Below are 20,108 nucleotides of genomic sequence, written 5' to 3' on the forward strand. Positions count from 1 at the left end.
ACCTTAATCACGCCGGAACAAGTCGTTTCGGCGTGATTAAGGTGCTTCACTGCGTTCAGCAAAAAAGACGAAGCTACAAAGGGCCTATTTGCTCCCAATCAGGTAGCCGAGCGAGAGCTGAAAGGCCGAGTGGCGGGCGTTTTTCAGGTCGCCGTTGAAGTAGGTATTGTCTTCGTTCTTCACAAAGTCGCTGAAGGCGCCGGTGTAGCGCAGGCTCAGGCTCACGCCGTTTTGGGCCTGGTAGCCCACGCCGGCCAGGTAGCCGAGCTCGTTGCGGTTGAGGCCGCTCACGTCGTTTTTGTCGTTTGATTCGGTAGTAGACGGTGCGCCGCCCAATGCCGGAGTAGTGGTGGTTTTGGTTTCGTTGTTGGAACCCAGCAGGTAAGAATACTGCGGGCCAGCTTCTACAATGAAGCCACCGGCGTTGATTTTCAGCAACACCGGCACGTCGAGGTAGTTGTAGTTCACGCTGCCTTCGCGCTTCTGCTTGGCGCCGAGCACGGTCGTGAATTCGGTGGGCTTGTTATCGAAGCCTTTCTGCGAGTACAGAATCTCGGGCTGCACGGAGAAGAAGTTTTCCACGACGGGCACGTTGACCATCACGCCGCCCAGAAAGCCGATTTTGTTGTTGTAGGTGTTTTCGTTTTTAATGTTGCCGGACAGGTTGGAGTAGTTGGCGCCGGCGCGCAGGCCAAAGCGCACGTCCTGGGCCTGAGCCGATGAAACGGCCGCGGTAGCGAATAATGCTCCGATTAGAAATGCAGATTTTTTCATGGGGAATGGAGAGTGTGAATGATTACTCGGGCTGGCCACGTTCGAAAAGTGTGCCAATCGTGAACCATAAACGAACTTTTTCTGAATCCTGGTATACAACAGCCCTCCAAAAAAACAGCTTGCCGACCTGCACAGCGGCTATACCACCTGGGCAACGGGAACCTAACCAATCAGTTCGCGCTCCGCGGCGGCCCGCTCTTCGGGCGTGTTCACATTGCGCAATTCCTCGGGCACGGGTGGCGATAGCAGCTCAATATCGGAGTTGATTAACGCCTTGCGGGGACACGAATAACCCAGGCTCAAAAACCGCAGCAACTGCCCGTAGCTGCGCGGCTCCCAGATGGTCACCAGCGGCTCCGGGAAATCATTCCACGGGCTGCGCAGGGCCGTGGCGGCGCGGCTGGCTTGCCGGTTTGTCACCAGAAAGTCCAGCGTGGTGCGGGTCAGGAAGGGCAGGTCGCAGGCCAGCACCAGCCACGCCGCGTTGGGGTCGGCCTGAAACGCCGACAGCAAGCCGCCCAGCGGGCCCAGGTTCAGGAACGTGTCAGGCAGCGCGGTGAGGCCCGCGGGCAGGTCGGTGGCCTGGTCGGGGCGAACGGACACGCGCACGTCGGGGCAGAACTCACCAAGCAGTGCGGCCGTGTGCTGGCGCTGGTCGAGGGCGTGGTAGTGCAGCGCACCTTTGTCGGTTTGCATCCGCTCGCTGCGCCCGCCGGCCAGCACGAGGCCGCGCAGCACGGGCACCGCCAACAGGTACCACTTTCGGATGAACGCGGCAATGCCGGCCGTGTCGGCGAGGTGCAGCACGGGCGGCAGCGGGGCGGTGCTCAGGTGCTGGGCCAGCACGGCGGGCAGGTCGGTTTGGCCGTCGGCCAGGAGTATCAGGCGCACATCGGTGAGGCGGTCGAGCTTCTTGTCCAGCGGCTTGCGCGGGTCCACAATCAACACCTGCTGGCGGGCGCGGAAGTGGTTGCCGTTTGCCAGCACCACGCTTTCGTGGGCCAGCAATTCGGGCTGCGAGAACTTATCCATTGCCCGCATCATATTCAGCTGGCGATGAGTGATTTTGTCTATTAATTCAGCCGACAGGCCGTTTTCGGCTATCTGGGGGGCGGGGTTGGCTGGCGCGTTTGACGGCAAGCTGAAGCTTACCTCACGTTCGGCGGCATGGTCGGCGTCGACGTAGGCCACGCGCAACGCGGGTGCCAGGTAAGGCAGCAGGTGCGCCACCAGCGCTTGGATATCGCCGCAGGGGGCGCCTAGTATCGCCAGCTCGTGCCGGCCAAACTCACCCAAATCGGGTCGGGCCAGGGCGGTGTGTTTCGAGCGCTTTGCAGTGGGGGTTGAAGAACTGTCCATGGAGAAATTTACAAATTTTCGGGCCGATGAAAGTCGCTTTTACCGCCCGTTTTTTCGACTAGCTGCACGCTATCGATGGTGATGTCGTGTGAGAAGGCCTTGCACATGTCGTAGATGGTGAGGGCTGCGATGGTGGCGCCGGTCAGGGCCTCCATTTCCACGCCGGTGCGGCCCGTGACCACGGCGGTGCACTCCACGCGCAAGGCGTCGGGGCCGTCGGGCACGATGGTGACTTTGCAGTCGTCGAGGCCCAGCGGGTGGCAGAGCGGAATGAGCTCAGCGGTGCGCTTGGCCCCCATAATGCCCGCCAGAATGGCCGTGTGAATGACGGGGCCCTTGTGCGAGGGCATCTCGCCGGCCTGCACGCGGCTCAGCAGCTCGGGGCCCAGCACCACGCGGCATTGGGCGCGGGCCACGCGGCGGGTGGGTACTTTGGCGCCCACATCCACCATAGTGGGCTCGTTAGCGGCGTTGACGTGGGTGAAGTTCATTCTGGTTGTCGGTTGCTCGTTGTCAGTTGGTGGTGAACAGGCGGCAATAAGCCGTATTTTTTTAAAATTACGGCCGCCTACGCAGTTGCGCAGTATCTTCCTCGTTTTCTAATCAGGGCAACGCTTCATAATTTTTTGCCTATTACTAATAACCAGCAACTAACAACTCAATGATTTCCGTCGCCGAAGCTTTTGCCCGCGTACTAGCCACCGCCCGCCCGCTCCCTGCCGAAACCGTGCCCCTGCCCGAAGCGCTGGGCCGCGTGCTGGCCGAAACGCTCACGGCCGACCGCGACTTTCCGCCCTTCAACCGGGTGGCGATGGACGGCATTGCGGTGGTGCACGCCGCCTGGACGGCGGGCCAAACGGAGTTTGCCATCGAGCACACGCAGTATGCCGGCGCCCCGCCCCAGCCGCTGCAAAGTGCGCAGGCCGCCGTGGAAGTGATGACGGGCGCCGTGCTGCCCCCTGGCACCGACGTGGTGGTGCGCTACGAAGACATTTTGCTGGAAAACAACCGCGCCACCATCCAAATTGCACCTCCCGCCGCGCCCGGCGTCAACGTGCACCGCCAGGCCGCCGACCGCCGCCAAGGCGACGCGCTACTCACCGCCGGCACCCACCTGGGGCCGGCCGAGCTGGCCGTGGCCGCCACCGTGGGCGCCGCCGAAATCCGCGTGACGCGCAGCCCGCGCGTGGCCGTAGTGAGCACCGGCGACGAGTTAGTGGGCATCACTGAAACGCCGCTGCCGCACCAAATCAGGCGTTCTAATGCTTACGCCCTCCAGGGTTTGTTTGCCCGGACGGGTGCCGAGGTGTCCCTTTTCCACCTCACCGATGAGCTCACGGCGCTGCGCCTGGGGCTGACCAACATCATCAACGCGGGCTTCGATGCCGTGGTGTTGAGCGGAGCCGTGAGCAAGGGCCGCGCCGACCACCTGCCGGGCCTGCTGCGCGAGCTGGAGGTAGTTGAGATTTTCCACGAAGTGAACCAACGCCCCGGTAAGCCCATGTGGTTTGGGGCTAAGCACGCAGGCCCAGTGGTGTTTGGGCTGCCCGGCAACCCGGTATCCACGTTTCTCACGGCTTGCCGGTACGTGCGGTCCTGGCTGCGCGCCGTGCAACAGCCGCATGGCACCGGCGAAGCAACAGCGGCTGTCGGAGCGCCCGCACCCGCCATGCTCACCGTGGAGATAAATTTCAAGCCCCAACTGGCGCATTTCGTGCCCGTGCGCCTGACCGTGGACGCCGAAGGGCGCCGGCTGGCCACGCCGCTGCGCGTGGGCGGCTCCGGCGACCTCACCGGGCTGGTGGGCGCCACGGCATTTCTGGAGCTGCCACCGGAGCCGGTGGTTTTCGCGGCGGGCAGCGTGTGGCCGGCGTGGGAGCTGTAACATCGTGGCGTATGCTTTAGCTTGTGCATCGTGAGAGAGGGCAAAAGCTAAAGCGTGTGCTACAAGTTGTACCTTTGCGCTACGCTGCTATCCAGAAAGACCGAGGGACCGGGCCCGATGACGTCTTGGCAACCTACCACGAGTAGGTGCCAACTCCCGTTTCACCGCGTTTTTTGGTGAAAGAAGATGACAGCCGGAACCGAGCCTCGCCGCTTGGGTTTCTTTCTGGATACGCGCTTTTTGCCCGTTACTCAATCCGAAAGAAATGCCCACTGCCACCCTCGCCGCTCCGTCTCCCCTTCCCGAAATCCTGCGCCAGCGCCTGCTGATTCTCGACGGCGCCATGGGCACCATGATTCAGCGCTACCCGCTGACGGAAGAGGACTTTCGCGGCGCCCGCTTCGCCGACCACCCTAAGCCCCTGCGCGGCAACAACGACCTGCTGAGCCTCACACGGCCGGATATTATCAAGACCATTCACGCCGAGTACTTCGCGGCCGGGGCTGATATGGTGGAAACCAACACGTTTTCGGGCACCACCATTGCCCAGGCCGATTACGGCCTGGAGCACGTGGTGTACGAGCTGAACTACGAGTCGGCGCGTCTGGCCCGCGAGGCGGCCGACGAGTACGCCACGCCTGATAAGCCGCGCTTTGTGGCCGGCGCCGTGGGCCCCACCAACCGCACCGCCTCCCTCTCGCCCGATGTGAACCGGCCCGGCTTCCGCGCCGTGACCTTTGACGAGCTGGCTACGGCCTACCTCGAGCAGGTGCGCGGCCTCGTGGATGGCGGCGTGGATACGCTGCTCATCGAAACCATCTTCGACACGCTCAACGCCAAAGCGGCGCTCTACGCCGTGCAGAAGTTCTTTGATGAAGGCGGCCGGGTGGTGCCCATCATGATTTCGGGCACGATTACGGATGCCTCTGGCCGCACGCTGAGCGGCCAGACGGTGGGGGCCTTCTGGAACTCCATCAGCCACCTGCCGCTGCTGAGCGTGGGCCTGAACTGCGCTCTTGGGGCCGACCAGCTCCGGCAGTACGTGCAGGAGCTGAGCCGCATTTCGGACGTGCACATCTCGGCCTACCCCAACGCCGGCCTGCCCAACGCTTTTGGCGGGTACGACGAATCGGCCGAAGAATTCGCGGCGCTGGTGGAAGAGTACCTGAAGGAAGGCATTGTGACGGTAGTGGGCGGCTGCTGCGGTACTACGCCCCAGCACATTGCCGAGTTGAGCAAGCTGGCGGAGCGGTACAAGCCCCGGGTATTGCCCACTGAAATCCCCCCAGCCACCCACTTGAGCGGGCTGGAACCGTTCGCCATCAAGTCCGAAAGCCTGTTTGTGAATGTGGGCGAGCGCTGCAACGTGACCGGCTCGCGAGCCTTTGCCCGCCTCATCCGCACCGGCGCCTACGAGGAAGCCCTGGCCGTGGCCCGCGTGCAGGTGGAAGAAGGCGCCCAGGTGCTCGACATCAACATGGACGAGGGCATGCTGGACTCCGAGCAGGCCATGACCACTTTTCTGCACCTCATTGCCTCGGAGCCCGATATTTCGCGGGTGCCGGTGATGATTGACTCCTCGAAATGGAGCGTGCTGGAAGCCGGCCTGAAGTGCGTACAGGGCAAGAGCATCGTGAACTCGATTTCGCTGAAAGAAGGCCCAGAAGTGTTTTTGCAGCGTGCCCGCACCGTGCGCCAGTACGGCGCCGCCATGGTGGTGATGGCCTTCGACGAGGATGGCCAGGCCGACACGCTGGCGCGCCGCCAGGAAATCTGCCAGCGCAGCTACGACCTGCTGATGGGCATCAACTTCCCGGCCACGGATATTATTTTTGACCCCAACATCCTCATCGTCGGCACCGGCATGGAGGAGCACCGCAACTACGCCGTCGACTTCATCGAATCGGTGCGCTGGATAAAAGCCAACCTGCCGGGCGCCCTCACCAGCGGCGGCGTGTCGAACATTTCGTTCTCGTTCCGCGGCAACGACGTGGTGCGCGAGGCCATGCACGCGGCCTTCCTCTACCACGCCATCCGGGCGGGGCTGGACATGGGCATTGTGAACCCCAACCAGCTGGCGGTGTACGACGAAGTGCCCAAAGACCTGCTGAATTTGGTGGAAGACGTGCTGCTTAACCGCCGCGCCGATGCCACCGAGCGCCTACTGGAATTTGCTGATACGGTGAAGCAGAAGGGCAAGGTGGAAGTGGTGGCCGATGCCTGGCGCAGCCTGCCGGTGCAGGAGCGCCTGTCGCACGCGCTGGTGAAGGGCATCACCGAGTTTATCGACGAGGACACCGAAGCCGCCCGCCTGGAACTGCCGCGGCCCCTGGACGTGATTGAGGGCCCGCTGATGGCCGGCATGAACGTGGTGGGCGACCTGTTCGGGGCCGGCAAAATGTTTTTGCCGCAGGTGGTGAAATCGGCCCGCGTGATGAAGAAAGCGGTGGCCTATCTGGAGCCTTATCTGCTGGCCGACAAGCGCGGGCAGGAGCGTCAGACGGCCGGCAAAATCCTGATGGCCACGGTGAAAGGCGACGTGCACGATATCGGCAAAAACATCGTGGGCGTGGTGCTGGCCTGTAATAATTTCGACATCATTGACCTCGGCGTAATGGTACCGCTGGAGAAGATTCTGGACGAAGCCCAGCGCCAGCAGGTGGACGTAATTGGCCTGTCGGGCCTCATCACGCCCTCGCTCGATGAGATGGTGTACGTGGCCCAGGCCATGCAGAAGCGCGGCATGAAGGTGCCATTGCTCATTGGGGGCGCCACCACGTCGCGCCTGCACACGGCCGTGAAAATTGCGCCGGCCTACAGCGGTGCCGTGGTGCACGTCAACGACGCCTCACGCTCGGTGGGCGTGGCGGCGGGCCTGCTTGGCTCGGGCGAGGCGGCCTACGCCGAAACCGTGGCCGCCGACTATGCCACCCTGCGCGCCGACTACGCCAGCCGCCAGCGCGACAAAAACTACCTGACCATAGCCGCGGCCCGCGAAAACGGTTTCAAAGCCGATTGGGCCACTACCCCCATAACCAAACCGACTTTCCTGGGCACGAAGGTGCTGGAAGACTACGACCTAGCCGAGCTGGCCGAATACATCGACTGGACGCCCTTTTTCCACACCTGGGAGCTGAAAGGCCGCTACCCGCGCATCCTCACCGACGAGAACCTGGGCGAAGCCGCTACCAAGCTTTTCGACGATGCGCAGGCGCTGCTCAAGAAGATTATTAGCGGGAAGCTGCTCACGGCCCGCGCCGTGCTGGGCTTCTGGCCGGCGAATACTAAGGATTACGACACCATCGAAATCTACGCCGACGACGCGCGCGAAACAGTAGCCACAGAGTTTTTCACGCTGCGGCAGCAGGGCGAGAAGGGCCCGGGCATTCGCAACGTGGCCTTCTCCGACTACCTGGCGCCGAAGGAGACGGGCCGGGCCGACTACATGGGCGGGTTTGCGGTGACCGCCGGCATCGGCATTGAGGCGCTGATTGAGCAGTTCGACGCCGACCACGACGACTACTCCAGCATCATGGTAAAGGCCCTGGCCGACCGCTTGGCCGAGGCCTTCGCCGAGCGCCTGCACGAGCGGGTGCGCCGCGAGTTCTGGGCCTACGCGCCCGACGAGCACCTGAGCGGCGAAGAGTTGGTGCAGGAGAAATACCGCGGCGTGCGCCCGGCCCCCGGCTACCCCGGCTGCCCCGACCACACTGAGAAAATCACCTTGTTCCAGCTGCTGGACGCGGGCGCCACTACCGGCATCACCCTCACCGAAAACCTGGCCATGTACCCGGCCTCGTCCGTCAGCGGCATGTACTACGCGCACCCGGATTCGCGCTACTTCGGCCTGGGCCGCATTGGCAAGGACCAGGTGGCAGACATTGCGCGCCGCAAGGGTATGGAAACGGCCGAGATGGAGCGCTGGCTGATGCCGAATTTGAACTACGAACCCAAGTAGCGCGAAAATGTAGCGTGGACTCTGAGAGTCCGCGCATGAACGACACCCGAACATACTGCTTGAACGCCTCTACGCGTGGACTCTTAGAGTCCACGCTACATCATATGAAAGTTACCGACCATCTTGCCCAGGCCGACGGCAAAACCCTCTTCTCTTTTGAAGTGCTGCCGCCGAAAAAGGGCGAAAACATCCACACGCTCTTTTCGAATATTGAGCCGCTGATGGAGTTCAAGCCGCCGTTTATCGACGTGACGTACCACCGCGAGGAGTACGTGTACCGCCACCACCCCAACGGGCTGCTGGAGAAGAAAACCGTGCGCCGCCGGCCTGGCACCGTGGGCATTTGCGCGGCCATCAAAAACCGCTTCGACGTGGACACTGTGCCCCACCTCATCTGCGGCGGCTTCAGCAAGGAAGAGACCGAAAACGCCTTGATTGACCTGCATTTTCTCGGCATCGACACGGTGCTGGCCCTGCGCGGCGACCCCATCAAAAGCGAGGGCATGTTTAAGGCCGAGCCTGACGGGCACGCCTACGCTGCCGACCTCATTGGGCAAGTTTCCGACCTGAATAAGGGCGAATACCTCGACCAGGAGCAGGACGACAGCTGGGCCACCAATTTCTGCATTGGCACGGCGGGCTACCCCGAAAAGCACTTCGAGGCACCCAACTACCAGTCCGATATCCGCTACCTGCGCCACAAAGTAGACCGCGGCGCCGACTACGTAGTGACCCAGATGTTCTTCGACAACGAAGAATTCTTCCGGTTCGAGCGGCTGTGCCGCGAGGCCGGCATCACGGTGCCCATCATTCCGGGCCTGAAGCCGCTCACCACCAAGTCGCAGCTCACCATGCTGCCGCGCACCTTCTACCTCAACCTGCCCGAGCCGCTGGTGGAAGCCATCAGCCAGTGCCGCGACAACGAAGCGGCCCGCGCCATCGGCATCGAGTGGTGCATCAACCAGAGCCGCGAGCTAGTGGCCCACGGCGTGCCCTGCCTGCACTACTATTCCATGGGCAAGTCGGAGAGCATCCGGCGCATTGCCCAGGAGCTGTTTTAGAGGCGTTGTTGGCCACTGTATTTTCTTTACTGCTTTTCTCCTACCTCACCCCTTTCCTCATGCTAGACGAGCTTTTTTCCCGCTTGCAGGTGGCGGCGGCGCCGGCCGAAATTGAGGTGCTGCAAAACGGTATCTGGCAGGTGTGGCTCGCCACCGGCGACGTAGCCCTCGATAAGGAGCTGGAGGCGGGAATGCGCGCCATGCAGGCGGGCGACCACGCCCTGGCCATTGCGCATTTCACAAGCATCATCGAAGCCAAGCCCGACTTTGCCGAAGGCTGGAACAAGCGGGCCACGGCCTATTACCTGCGGGGCGAGTACCGGGCGTCGTTGGCCGACATCAGGGAGACGCTGCGCCGGGAGCCGCGCCATTTCGGCGCGCTGTGGGGGCAGGCCACCATGCTGCGCCAGCTGGGCGAATACCGCCGCGCCCTGCGCATTTTGGCACGGCTGGCTGCCATTTGCCCGCACCTGCCCGGCCTGCAGGAGCAGCAGCTCAGCGTCCGGGAGGAAATGGAGGATAACGGCGCCTGAAAATCCGGGCCGCGGATTAATAAGTTGGTGGTTGGTAGCCAAAATGTTTTGTCCACGCCAACAACTGACAACGAGCAATTAACAACTAAAAACTCAGCAGGGCGTCCAGTATTCGAACTTGACCAGGTGCCCGTTTTCAAACCAGAACATGGCGCATCGTCGCCCGCGGAGCGCATGCCTACCACGGGGGTGCCGTTTTTGTACTCGGCGGTTTTCAGGACCTCCACCTTCAGCCGCTGGCCAAACGCTTGTTCGAGGTCTTTCAGGGTTGATTTTCCGCTCAGTTCCCATTTGCCGTAGCGCAGCAAAACCGGTGATTTGGCGGAGAATTTCACTTCCTCCATCACGTAGCCGTCCTGGGCATTGCCGGTGAATTGTGCATAGCCGTAGTGCAGGGAGTACATCCTTTTCCCCTGCTCCTGGCTAGAAAGAAAGCCACATTCGTACTTGGGCTCGTCAATTTTAGTGGGCTTGCCCAGGCGGGCCAGCACCTGCGCTTTGGTGGCCGTGAAGGGCAGCCCGTTCAAACGCAGCTTGGCGAAGTCGATGCTGGCAGTTTGGGCGACGCACTGGTTGGCGCTCACGCACATGGCGACGGCGGCAAGCAGGCCTCGGAGTTTTTTCATAGCGGGGATAGAAGCTTAACGGCGGTCCTGTTTTTCCCTTGTGGGGCGCTGTAAATGCGCACCTTGGGTTGCGAGGCGGGAAAGATAGGTGGTACAAGTATATTGCCCCTGCTGCGTGACAGCGGGCGCAACCGGAGGGCTTGTGTAGCCATTGCACGCGCAACGACGTAACAGGCTCGAATTAATACCCTCTCAACCCATGCCACGCTCCTTTTCTTTGCTGCCAGCCGCCATTGTTGCGGGTGCTGCCCTGCTGCTTACCAGTTGCGATTCGACGCCCCGCGAGCGGCAGGAAGTAGCCCGCGAAGGCGTGCGCGAACTGGATACCCTGGCCCGTACCGCTGCCCAAAAGGTAGCCCGCCTGGGCAAGGCCACCGCCCGCTACGACGCCGCTAATCGCGCCCGCCGCGACCAGCCCCTGGACCCGCGCCAGGAAATTGCCATGGAAACCAAGCTGATGGGCCCTTATGCCGGCCAGCTGGATAACCTCACGCCCACCGACCTGCCCAATGCCTACGCCCAGCTCATTCGGGTGGCCCGCGAGCAGCGCGACACCTGGACCGACCGCGACTGGGACTACGCCCGCGCTGTGTACCGCCGCCTCAACGACCAGGTGAAGCAGATTCGCATGGACCTGCCGGCGCGCGAGGAAGTGCGCATCCGCGCCCGGCAGGCCGAGTTTGTGGCCCTGCAGGCCGGCCGCACCGCCGAAGGCATCAAGGACGCCACCCGGCAGCAGGCTAAATAAGGTTGAATGTTAAGGGTTGAGGGTTAAGTTAGCAGCTGCCCTTTGCGGGTGATTGGAAACGATGCGACCAATCCAACTCTCAAAACTCAATAATCCCTCAAGTGCCCAGCCCGGATTCCGTTATTTTTCTTGAGTCGTACTACGAACCCATTGCGGCCAACCTGGCCCGTACGCGGCTGGAAGCAGCGGGCATTCCGTGCTTTCTGAGCAACGAGAATCTGGTGTCAATCATGCCGCTCTACAGTCCCATTACGGGCGGGGTGCGGCTACACGTGCGCCAGCGCGATGCCGAAGCGGCCCTTGCTGTACTGAACGAAGTGCCGGTGCCCCTGGCTACTACCCCTGACGAGGCTTCTTTTGCGGCCGATGCGCCCGACCCGGTGACTCCGCGCTGCCCCAAGTGCGGCTCCTCGGATGTGGCCTACGGGGCGGCTACGCGCAACACCTACGGCTTCTGGTCGGGGGTACTGTCGGTGCTGCTGCGCTACCCGGTGCGTGGCAAGCGGCACCACTGCTTCCATTGCGGCCACGAGTTTAAGTAGCAGCCCCGTGGGTTTGGGGGTCAAGTAGTGGGCTGAAAACCGGCTCAAAAGTTCATACTATATTCTCCTGAATTGCCGTTATTGCAGCATGGCTTGGGTTATTTATCGGGGGCGGCGGAGCCCTGTGTTGCTTGGGGGGCTGCTGCTGGGGGTGTGCCTGCCGGTGCTATCGGCTTGGGGCCAGGCCCAGGAGGTGGGCAACGGCATCAGAGGTGATTATTACGAGGGCACCGATTTTGAGCGGTTCGTGCTGAGCCGCCGCGATGCCAGCATCAATTTCAACTGGGGACACCAGCCGCCGGCGGCCGGCATGCCAGCCGAAAGCTTTTCGGTGCGCTGGACGGGCTGGCTGGTGCCGCCGGCCAGCGGGCGCTACGTCTTTCACGTGACGGTGGACGACGGCATCCGCATCTGGGTCAACGACCGGCTCATTCTCAACGAATGGCGGGGCCAGCCCGTGAGCCGCTACACCGCGGCCATCGAGCTGAAGGCCAACGAACCCTACCGGTTGCGCGTGGACTACTGCCAGTACAGCATGGACACCCGGGCGGTGGTTACCTGGGAGCGGCCCGACGAGCCGCTGGCCACTCCGCCACCGGCCACGTGGCGCAACCTGTGGGGCCTGAACGCCGACACCCCAACCCCGCAGCCAATTCCCACCCGGTTTCTATTCACGCGCAACCCCAGGCCAACGCCACCAATCGTGGTGCCGCTGCAGCAGGTGACGGTGCAGGCCAAGGCGCCGCTCCGGCCCCAGCCCCAGCAGGCGGCAGCACCACCGCGCCGCACCCAAAAGCCCTCAGTTCGTCCGGTCCGGCGGGCTCCGGAGGTCCTGCCGGCTGTTGCCACCGCACCCGGTCCACTACCCGAACCGGCACGGCCAGTGGCCGATTCGGGCCGCACGGCGCAGCTGGCACGCCTGGCGGTGGGCGAAACGGTGACTTTGCCCGAGCTGTATTTCGACCAGGGCCAGGCCCAGCTGCTGCCCGCCGTGCGCACCGCGCTCAATGAGCTGGCCGCCACGCTGCAAGCCCGGCCCGACCTGCGCTTTGAAGTGCAGGGCCACACCGACAACGTGGGCAACGCCGAGCTGAACCGCCAGCTCTCGCAGCAGCGGGCCGCCGCCGTGTGCCTCTACCTCACGGCGCACGGCGTGGCCGAGCCCCAGCTGCGCCCCGTGGGCTACGGCGGCACCCAGCCGGTGGCCGACAATGCGGACCCCGCCCAACGCCCGCTAAATCGCCGAGTGGTGCTGCGGCGGCTGTAATACCCGGCCCCGCCCGCGCGAATTGATGTGGCCGTTCTGGTTTTTTTCGCGTAAGCAAAGGTCCATTCTTTCGCCCTTTTGCATGACTATGAAAAAGACTGCCGCCGCCAAACCCGCCCCCAAGAAGCCCGCTACGGCTACCAAAGCCACATCCAAAGCCGCCCCCGCCAAAGCCGAGCGCCGCCCCATGGCCACCGATTTTAAGGAGGCGGCCCAGAAGCTGCCCTACCCCGCCAGCCAGGCCGACATGAAGCTGCAGCCGGATTCGGACCTGGCCAACTACCGCGCCGCCGGCAAGCTCCAGAACAAAGTGGCCCTCATCACCGGGGCCGACTCGGGCATTGGGCGGGCCGTGGCCATTGCCTTTGCCAAAGAAGGTGCCCACGTGGCCATTCTCTTCAACGAAAACGTGCAGGACGCCGAAAAGACCAAACAAATGGTCGAAAAAGAAAAGCGCAAGTGCCTGCTGCTGCAGCTCGACGTGCGCGACCCGGAGCAATGCCGGCAGGCCGTGCGCCGCACCCTGGCCGAGCTGGGCGGGCTGAATATTCTGGTGAATAACGCCGCGTTCCAGATGAGCCAGGAGAAATTTGAGGACATCAGCGAGGAGCAAATCCGGCGCACGTTCGACACCAACATTCTGGGCTACATCTGGATGGCGCAGGCGGCCCTGCCGCACCTGAAAAAAGACGACTGCATCATCAACACGGGCAGCATTGTGGGCATCACGGGCATCCCGATTCTGGTGGACTACGCGGCCAGCAAGGCCGGCATCCATGCCCTCACCAAGTCGCTGGCGCTGTATTTGGGCGAGCGCGGCATCCGCGTGAACTGCGTAGTGCCCGGCCCGGTTTGGACGCCCAACATCCCGGCCACCATGCCGATGAAAGAAATCAAGAAGTTCGGTCACGAGGTAGCCCTCAAGCGCCCCGGCCAGCCCGAGGAAATAGCGCCCGCCTACGTATTGCTGGCCAGTCAGGACGGTTCATTTATGACGGGCAGCCTCGTGCACGTGACGGGCGGCAAGCTCAGCAGCGACGAATAAGGCCCCGGCAAACGCGGCTCCGGAGGCGGCCGAATCATCATCCGATAATTCGGCCGCCTCCTTTTTATAACCAGTTAGCTATAGCTATTTAGCAAATTTTCCAAGCGTTAAACAATCAATCTATTTAAAAGCCGGCTACCTTTCGCTAACGGCCCTATCAGCCATGCCAATGGCATAGTGGCTGCCACCAATTCACTCTTTCTTTCACTCCCATTCCCATCTCTCATATGGCTGATAATTCCGCATCTCTGCTTGACCGCAGCCGCACCGTGGCGGGCCCCGGCTACAACCGCTGGCTGGTGCCGCCGGCAGCCCTGGCCATTCACCTGGCCATTGGGCAAGCCTACGCCTTTAGCGTGTTCAAGAAGCCCATGGGCGCCCTCATCAGCGGCAACGTGGATGCCCCGGCGCCCGACGACTGGACGGCCGGCCAGCTGGCCGTAATTTTCTCCATTGCCATTGTGCTGCTGGGCCTGTCGGCGGCCGTGTTTGGCAAGTGGCTGGAGCGCGTGGGCCCGCGCAAGGCCATGATGGCCTCGGCGCTGTGCTTCGGCGGCGGCTTTCTGATTGCTTCGCTGGGGGTGCATTTGCACCAAATCTGGCTCGTGTACTTCGGCTACGGTTTCGTGGGCGGTTGCGGGCTGGGCATCGGCTACATCTCGCCGGTAAGCACCCTGATTAAGTGGTTTCCCGACCGGCCGGGCGTGGCCACTGGCATGGCCATCATGGGTTTTGGCGGCGGCGCCATGATTGGCTCGCCGCTGGCCGTGGCCCTCATGGCGCAATTTAAGGACATGGCGCCCATGGGCGTGGCGCCCACGTTCATTGTCATGGGCCTGATTTACCTGGCGTTCATGATGTTTGGCGTGTTTACCATTCGGGTGCCGGCCGAAGGCTGGAAGCCGGAGGGCTACGTGGCCCCGGTAACTTCGAGCGCCCTAATCACCACGGCCAACGTGGACGCCGACAATGCCATCAAAACGCCGCAATTCTGGCTGCTGTGGGTGGTGCTGTGCATGAACGTGACGGCCGGCATTGGCGTGCTCGAATCTGCTTCGCCGCTCATTCAGGAGTCTTTCTCGGATGCGGCCATGGGCGCCGGCCGGGGCGTAACAGCGGCGGCGGCGGCCGGCTTCGTGGGCTTGCTCAGCTTGTTCAACCTGCTGGGTCGCTTCTTCTGGTCTTCAGCATCGGATAAGCTGGGCCGCAAGCCTACCTACATGATTTACTTCGGCTTGGGCATTGCGCTGTATGCGCTGGTGCCCACGCTAGCGGCCAGTGCATCGCTCACCCTTTTTGTGGTGGTGTGCTGCGTGATTATGAGCATGTACGGGGGCGGCTTTGCCACCATTCCAGCCTATCTGCGCGACATGTTTGGCACCATGCAAGTGGGCGCTATTCACGGCCGACTGCTCACCGCCTGGTCCACGGCCGGCATCCTCGGGCCGCTGTTGGTGAACTACTTGCGCGACAACCAGAAAGCCAAAGGCCTGACCGGAGCCGCTGCTTACGAAAGCGTATTCTACACCATGGCCGGCGTACTGGTGGTTGGCTTCATCGCCAACATCCTGGTTACGGCCGTGAGTGAGCGGTACCACGTGAAAAAAGCAGCCGCTGCACCAGCCGGCGCTTAAGCATTTCTTTTCATCCCTGTAATCCGAGATTGATATGAATCCGCAACCGAATTCGCACCCCAGCAATAGTGAGGAGCCCAGCTCAGCCATGTCTGTGGCCCTGGCTTGGCTGTTCGTGGGCGTTCCCCTGGCCTGGGGCGTGTCGCAAACCTTCATCAAAGCCCTGGCCCTGTTCAACTAGCCTTGTTTTTTGTAATGAAAACTGAAAAGCAGCCGGCCTTGTGTCGGCTGCTTTTTTGTTGGGCAGGCACTATTTCAGGATAATTCAAGGGGTCTTTTTCCTTTCAAAATTGGCTTTACTTTACGGTTATGAAAAAGCTATTCGCGTTGGCCTTGTTGGCCCTGCTGGGGTCTGTGCAGGCCAATGACCCGCTGCAAAAAGTCCGGCAGTTCCGGCAGGCGCACGAGCACGCGCTGCTGGCCGAGTTTGAGCAACTGGTAGCCATCCCGAATGTGGCCGCCGACACGGCCAACCTGCGCCGCACGGCCCTGTTCATTCAGGACATGATGCGCCGCCGCGGCATTAAAACGCAGCTACTAGCCGCGCCCACGGCGGGCGTGCCACCGGTGGTTTTCGGCGAGGTGCGCACGCCGGGCGCCACCCGCACCGTCATTTTCTACGCGCACTACGACGGCCAGCCCGTGAACCCCGCCCAGTGGCGCGACGGCCTCAGCCCCTTCACCCCCACGCTGGCCACGGGCCCGCTCGACCGCGGCGGCCAGCTGGCGGCCCGCCCCGCGCCCGGCCAGCCCTTCAGCCCCGACTGGCGCCTCTACGCCCGCAGCGCTTCCGACGACAAAGCCGGCGTGATGACCATCCTCGCCGGCTACCAGGCGCTGGTGGCCAGCAAGCTCAAGCCCAAGGTCAACATCAAGTTCTTTTTTGAGGGCGAGGAAGAGCGGGGCTCGCCGCACCTGGCCGAAATACTGGCCCGCCACAAACCGCTACTGGCATCGGACGTGTGGGTGATTTGCGACGGGGCCGGTGCACCAGTCGGGCCGCAAGCAGGTGGTGTTTGGTGCGCGCGGCGACGTAAACATGAGCCTGAAAGTGTACGGGCCGCGCCGGCCCCTGCACAGCGGGCACTACGGCAACTGGGTTCCCAACCCGGCCCTGGCCCTGTCGCGCCTGCTGGCCTCGATGACCGACAGCACCGGCCGGGTGCGCGTGGCCGGCTTTTATGACGACGTGACGCCGCTCACTCAGGCGGAGAAAACGGCCCTGGCGCAGGTGCCGAATATGGACAAGACCATTCAGCAGGAGCTGGGCTTTGCCCGGCCGTACGGCACCGGCCAGTCGCTGGTGGAGTTGCTCAACCAGCCCTCGCTCAACATCAACGGCATGCAGAGTGCCAACGTGGGCGCGCAGGCGGCCAACGTCATTCCCACGGTAGCCTCGGCCGTGCTGGACCTGCGCCTTGTGCCCGGCAACGACGCCCAGCGCCAGGTGCAGAAAGTAATCCGCCACATGGAGCGGCAGGGCTACCACGTAACCACCGCCGAACCCACCGACGCCGAGCGCGCCCAGTACCCGCTGCTGGCCCGCGTGCAGCCCGAAACCGGCTACAACGCCCAGCGCACCAGACTCGACCTGCCCATTGCCCGCCAGATTATTGCCGCCGTACAAACCACTACCCCCGACCGCGTGGTGGTGCTGCCCACTATGGGCGGCAGCCTGCCACTATACGTGTTTGAGCAGCAGCTGCAAGCCCAGACCATTACAGTGCCCGTGGCCAACTACGACAACAACCAGCACGCTGAAAACGAGAACATTCGCCTTGGGAATTTGTGGGACGGAATTGAGACCATGGCTGCTATTATGCTGCTGAAGTAGGTAGTCGTTCTGGCGTTTATCTCATTCCCTCGCCCCAACATTCTTTAGCCGCCGGGAAGATTCTGCTCGTAAGAGGTTAGAGTTGGGCCGTCTCCATCGGCACCGCATCAGCTGAAGCCTTTTGTATGTCTGTTCCTACCTATCCCAGCGGCACCGTTTGTGCGTTGCTTGCCACTGAGCATGTTTCGGAAGCCACCCGCGCCGCGCTGCAAAGCCGGCTCGACGCCCCTGCCGCCTACGAGCCGCAGTTGCTGGCGCCCGAAACGTTTGCCCTGCTCGAAGCCGTAGCCGCCCGCATTTTTCCCCAGCCCGACCGGCCCGAAAACCCCATTGCCCTGGCTCCCGCCGTTGACCAACGCCTGGCCGAGGGCCGCGCCGATGGCTGGCGCTACGATGCCCTCCCGCCCGACCGCGAGGCCATGCGCCTGGGCCTGGGCGGTATTGATGAGATTGCACAAGAGCTGTTCCAGGCCGATTTTATGGCTTTGAGCGCTGAGCAGCAGGATGCCGCGCTTCAGGCCCTGGCCAATGGCAACCCGCCCGGCACTATCTGGCAAACCCTGAACGCCGGCCGCTTCTTTGAGGAGCTGCTGGCCGAGCTCACCGAAACCTATTACGCCCACCCGCTGGCCCAGGAAGAAATTGGCTATGTGGGCATGGCCGACCTACCGGCCTGGACGAAAATCGGCCTCAACGAACGCGAGGAAAGGGAGCTAAAACTGCCGTCCTGAGCCTGCGAAGGACTTTACTACCGCTGTATAAGCAGCAAAAATTCTGTTGCCGCAAATGCGATAAGGTCCTGCGCAGGCTCAGGCTGACCGCTGTTTTTCCCCTACCCCACTCCACTACCTCACACCATGCCTGACGAAGAAATCCTGGAAGAAGGCGTCCTTAGCCCCACTGAACCCGAAATTCAAGACCCGCTGCTGCGCGCGCTGATGGCCGACGAGCCCGCGCCGGCAGCGGCCCCGGTTGCCACCCCACTGGAACAGCTCCAGGCCGTGCCGGCCGAGGCCGATGAAGTGGACTGCCTGGTGATTGGCTTGGGCGCGGGCGGCGCGCCTCTGCTGGCCCGCCTGGCCATGGCCGGCCTGAAAGTGATGGCCCTGGAAGCCGGCCCCTGGCACAACCCCACCACCGACTTTGCTACCGACGAAAGAGCGCAGGACTTCCTGTTCTGGAACGACGAGCGGCTGGCCGCCGGGGCCGACCCGCTGGCCATGGGCAAGAATAACTCCGGCACCGGTGTGGGCGGCTCTACGCTGCACTACACCGCCTACACGCCCCGCCCCCTGCCCGACGACCTGCACCTGCGGCGCGATTTCGGCCAGGGCGAGGACTGGCCCGTGAGCTACGAAGAGCTGGAGCCGTACTACAATGAAGTCGAGCGCTTCATTGGCGTATCCGGCCCCACGCCCTACCCCTGGGGCCCCGCCCGCAGCCAGGGCTACCCGCTGGCCCCGCTGCCCCTCAACAGCGCCGCCCAGCTGATGGTACGCGGCGCGGAGAAACTGGGGATTAAAACCTCGCCGGCGGCCAACGCGGCCCTTTCGGCCCGCTACTACCAGGAAGGCGTGGGCTGGCGCGAGGCCTGCACCAACCGCGGCTTTTGCCAGGCGGGCTGCTCCAACGGGGCCAAGTCGAGCATGGACGTTACGTACATTCCGCTGGCGGTGAAGCACGGGGCCACAATTCAGCCCAATAGTTTCGTGACGGAGATTGAGCGCGACGAGCGCGGCCGCGTGACGGGCGTGGTGTACACCCACAACGGGGAGCAGAAGCGCCAGCGCTGCCGCCACTTGTTTCTCTGCGGCGGCTCGGTGGAAACGCCGCGCCTGCTGCTGCTGAACAACCTGGGCCTGAGCAGTGGCCAGGTGGGCCGCAACCTGATGGCGCATCCCGGCCTGCAGGTATGGGGCACGTTTGCCGACGAGGTAAGGCCCAACAAAGGCATTCCCGGCGGGCTGATTTCGCAGGATACGCACCGGCCGGCCGGGGCCGACTTTATCGGCGGCTACCTGCTGCAAAGCATCGGGGTGATGCCCGTGACGTTTGCCGGGCAGGTGGCGCGGGGCCGCAAGTACTGGGGCCAGCAGCTGCGCGACTACATGAAGAACTACAACCACATAGCCGGCATCAACATCCTCGGCGACTGCCTGCCCCACGCCGACAACTACCTGGAGCTGGCTGAAGAAAAGGACGGCCGCGGCCTGCCCAAGCCCCGCCTGCATTTCTCGGCCCAGGAAAACGAGCAGCGCATGAATGCCCACGCCGAGAAAATCATGCGTGGCATCTGGGAAGCCGCTGGTGCCACCGACATCTGGTCGTTTCAGCGCTATGCGCACGTCATCGGCACGGCCCGCATGGGCCTGAGCGGCGACGATGCCGTGGTGGATGCCAACGGCCGCGTTTTCGACGTGCCCAACCTCTACATTTCCGACAACTCAACTTTTCCCAGCGCGCTGAGCGTGAACCCGGCCCTCACCATTATGGCGCTGAGCCTGCGTACGGCCGACAAGTTTTTGGAGAGCCAGCAGCGCCGGGACAATTGAACAACAACTCCCCTCCTTTTTCAAGTAGGGGATGTTCGAGCCAAGGGCTCGAACGGAGGTGGTTGCCCTCGTTGAACGATGGGCGAACAAGTCTCAATGGAATTGTTCGGGTGTCGTCAGAGGGTACCACCCCAATTTTCACTGCGTGAAAATGTCCCCTTCTTAAAAAAGGAGGGGAGTTTCTGTTCTTTTAGGACGCGTGAACAATTAAAGTAGCTTTGAAGATGCAAAAAGACCGCACATTACTCACTGACGCGCACTGGCAACGCCTTTCACCGCTCTTACCGGGC

The 20,108-nt window shown here is 62.7% G+C and carries 17 protein-coding genes and 1 riboswitch; of the genes, 14 read left to right on the forward strand and 3 right to left on the reverse strand.

Annotated elements, in window-relative coordinates; translation table 11 throughout:
• Positions 1-84: 84 nt before the first annotated feature.
• The 3 genes from BEN47_RS15555 to moaC form a co-directional block, all read right to left on the reverse strand.
• Complete coding sequence (locus BEN47_RS15555) at positions 85-774, reverse strand: porin family protein (protein ID WP_070729479.1); 690 nt, start codon at positions 772-774, stop codon at positions 85-87.
• A 162-nt stretch (positions 775-936) separates the two neighbouring features.
• Positions 937-2,133, reverse strand: coding sequence for an NTP transferase domain-containing protein (locus tag BEN47_RS21065; protein ID WP_204378337.1), 1,197 nt, complete (start codon positions 2,131-2,133; stop codon positions 937-939).
• An 8-nt stretch (positions 2,134-2,141) separates the two neighbouring features.
• Entirely contained in the window at positions 2,142-2,624 is a 483-nt protein-coding gene (gene moaC, locus BEN47_RS15565) for a cyclic pyranopterin monophosphate synthase MoaC (protein ID WP_070729480.1), read from the reverse strand.
• Positions 2,625-2,794: 170 nt separating this feature from the next.
• On the opposite strand from moaC, the gene BEN47_RS15570 reads away from it, so the two are divergent.
• The 14 genes from BEN47_RS15570 to BEN47_RS15630 all read left to right on the forward strand — a co-directional run bounded on the left by BEN47_RS15570 (position 2,795) and on the right by BEN47_RS15630 (position 19,818).
• A complete protein-coding gene (locus tag BEN47_RS15570; protein WP_070729481.1) occupies positions 2,795-4,018 on the forward strand; it encodes a molybdopterin molybdotransferase MoeA in 1,224 nt (407 codons plus the stop codon).
• Between the two features lie 84 nt (positions 4,019-4,102).
• A riboswitch (SAM riboswitch) is annotated at positions 4,103-4,211 on the forward strand.
• 72 nt (positions 4,212-4,283) lie between these two features.
• Positions 4,284-7,976: a methionine synthase gene (gene metH, locus BEN47_RS15575; protein WP_070729482.1), complete on the forward strand. Its 3,693-nt coding sequence runs from the start codon at positions 4,284-4,286 to the stop codon at positions 7,974-7,976.
• A 104-nt stretch (positions 7,977-8,080) separates the two neighbouring features.
• Entirely contained in the window at positions 8,081-9,037 is a 957-nt protein-coding gene (metF, locus tag BEN47_RS15580; protein WP_070729483.1) for a methylenetetrahydrofolate reductase [NAD(P)H], read from the forward strand.
• Between the two features lie 59 nt (positions 9,038-9,096).
• Positions 9,097-9,570: a tetratricopeptide repeat protein gene (locus tag BEN47_RS15585; RefSeq protein ID WP_070729493.1), complete on the forward strand. Its 474-nt coding sequence runs from the start codon at positions 9,097-9,099 to the stop codon at positions 9,568-9,570.
• Between the two features lie 825 nt (positions 9,571-10,395).
• Positions 10,396-10,944, forward strand: coding sequence for a hypothetical protein (locus BEN47_RS15595; RefSeq protein ID WP_125921714.1), 549 nt, complete (start codon positions 10,396-10,398; stop codon positions 10,942-10,944).
• Between the two features lie 101 nt (positions 10,945-11,045).
• Positions 11,046-11,486 carry a putative signal transducing protein gene (locus BEN47_RS15600; protein ID WP_070729486.1) on the forward strand — a complete coding sequence of 147 codons (441 nt, stop codon included), beginning with the start codon at positions 11,046-11,048 and terminating at the stop codon, positions 11,484-11,486.
• An 88-nt stretch (positions 11,487-11,574) separates the two neighbouring features.
• On the forward strand, positions 11,575-12,753 hold the full coding sequence (locus tag BEN47_RS15605; protein WP_083322482.1) for a PA14 domain-containing protein: 1,179 nt from the start codon (positions 11,575-11,577) through the stop codon (positions 12,751-12,753).
• 187 nt (positions 12,754-12,940) lie between these two features.
• Complete coding sequence (locus BEN47_RS15610) at positions 12,941-13,798, forward strand: SDR family oxidoreductase (RefSeq protein WP_070729494.1); 858 nt, start codon at positions 12,941-12,943, stop codon at positions 13,796-13,798.
• 227 nt (positions 13,799-14,025) lie between these two features.
• Positions 14,026-15,432, forward strand: a complete 1,407-nt coding sequence (locus BEN47_RS15615) for an L-lactate MFS transporter (RefSeq protein ID WP_070729488.1) — start codon at positions 14,026-14,028, stop codon at positions 15,430-15,432.
• Between the two features lie 34 nt (positions 15,433-15,466).
• The gene (locus BEN47_RS21705; protein WP_193427152.1) at positions 15,467-15,613 is read left to right on the forward strand and encodes an MFS transporter small subunit; all 147 of its coding nucleotides are present in this window, start codon (positions 15,467-15,469) and stop codon (positions 15,611-15,613) included.
• A 128-nt stretch (positions 15,614-15,741) separates the two neighbouring features.
• Positions 15,742-16,617, forward strand: a complete 876-nt coding sequence (locus BEN47_RS22290) for a M20/M25/M40 family metallo-hydrolase (protein WP_239691633.1) — start codon at positions 15,742-15,744, stop codon at positions 16,615-16,617.
• Positions 16,505-17,266: a peptidase dimerization domain-containing protein gene (locus BEN47_RS22295; RefSeq protein WP_239691634.1), complete on the forward strand. Its 762-nt coding sequence runs from the start codon at positions 16,505-16,507 to the stop codon at positions 17,264-17,266. Before BEN47_RS22290 ends, BEN47_RS22295 begins: the two co-directional genes overlap by 113 nt.
• 125 nt (positions 17,267-17,391) lie before the next feature.
• Positions 17,392-17,997 carry a gluconate 2-dehydrogenase subunit 3 family protein gene (locus BEN47_RS15625; RefSeq protein ID WP_070729490.1) on the forward strand — a complete coding sequence of 202 codons (606 nt, stop codon included), beginning with the start codon at positions 17,392-17,394 and terminating at the stop codon, positions 17,995-17,997.
• Positions 17,998-18,123: 126 nt separating this feature from the next.
• Positions 18,124-19,818, forward strand: coding sequence for a GMC family oxidoreductase (locus BEN47_RS15630; RefSeq protein WP_083322484.1), 1,695 nt, complete (start codon positions 18,124-18,126; stop codon positions 19,816-19,818).
• The last annotated feature ends 290 nt before the right edge of the window (positions 19,819-20,108 follow it).

The organism is Hymenobacter lapidarius (genome assembly GCF_001816145.1).
GTDB lineage: Bacteria > Bacteroidota > Bacteroidia > Cytophagales > Hymenobacteraceae > Hymenobacter > Hymenobacter lapidarius.